Source organism: Pseudomonas sp. Sample_9 (assembly GCF_004307535.1).
GTDB classification, from domain to species: domain Bacteria; phylum Pseudomonadota; class Gammaproteobacteria; order Pseudomonadales; family Pseudomonadaceae; genus Aquipseudomonas; species Aquipseudomonas mercuritolerans.
On record NZ_RAZO01000423.1, the window covers coordinates 1 to 1,116 of the forward strand.

Genomic DNA, 1,116 nt, shown 5'->3' on the forward strand with positions numbered 1-1,116 from the left:
CCAAACAACGTGGCGACCATTTGCTGTACCGCCGGCATGCGCGTGGCGCCACCGACCAGCACCAGGCTGTCGAGGTCGCGCGGTTTCAGTCGGGCATCGCGCAGAGCCTGTTCGATTGGCGCGCGCAAGCGGGCCAGCAACGGCTCCCAGATTTTCACCGCAGCGGCTTCATCCAGTTCCCATTCGAATGTCTGCTCGGCATACCGCCAGCTCAAGTGCTGCGCGCCTTCGCCGAGTTTGCATTTCAGCTGTTCCAGGGCATCGCCGAGGCTGGCCATGGCTTGTGCATCGATTGTTGAGGGGGTGAGTTGCCAGTGTTTCAGGCAGGCCTGCAACAGGGCGGCGGTGAAGTCTTCGCCGCCAAGAAAGTTGTCGCCGGTGGAGGCGTGCACTTCGATCAGCGGCAATGCGTATTCGAGCACGGTGACGTCGAACGTGCCGCCGCCGAGATCGAAAATCAGCGTGCGTTCGAACTTCTGTTCGTGCAGGCCGTACGCCATGGCGGCAGCGGTCGGTTCATTGATCAGGCGCGTCACGGACAGCCCGGCCAGTTCGGCGGCGAACAAGGTGCGCTTGCGCTGCTCGTCACTGAAATATGCCGGTACGGAAATGACCGCTTCTGTGACCGCCTGGCCGAGAAAGGCTTCCGCGTCCTGCTTGAGTGAGCCAAGTACCAGCGCCGACAACTCTTCCGGGCTGAACTGGCGAGAGCCGAGCTGGATTTGCCGGTCGCTGCCCATGAAGCGCTTGAACGCGGCGGCAGTGCGTTCCGGGTGCGTGGTCAGGCGGGCGCGGGCGGCTTTGCCGACCAGAATCGTGTCGTCTTCATCAAGGCTGACCACCGACGGTGTCAGCACATCGCCGAGGGCGTTGCGGATCAGCTCGGCGCGTCCTTCACGCCAGACGGCGATCAGGCTGTTGGTGGTGCCAAGGTCGATGCCCAGCAGGGCCGGGCGGGGAAGGGATGCATCCTGCATGGTTGATCTCGAAGCGGCGCAAAAAACGCGACCCTACAGGCTGACGCAAACCGTGGCAATTGTTGCTCTGTTGCCAGGCCGTGCGACCGCCGATTCAGGGCAGCAGTTTTTTCAGATCCTCCAACCCCACCGGCCGGCT

The 1,116-nt window shown here is 63.1% G+C and carries 1 protein-coding gene; it reads right to left on the bottom strand.

Annotated features, from left to right (window positions below; all coding sequences use genetic code 11):
* Positions 1–977 (bottom strand): molecular chaperone HscC (locus tag D6877_RS24185; protein WP_130912332.1); only part of this gene is annotated, 977 nt, incomplete at its 3' end.
* Positions 978–1,116 lie beyond the last annotated feature (139 nt).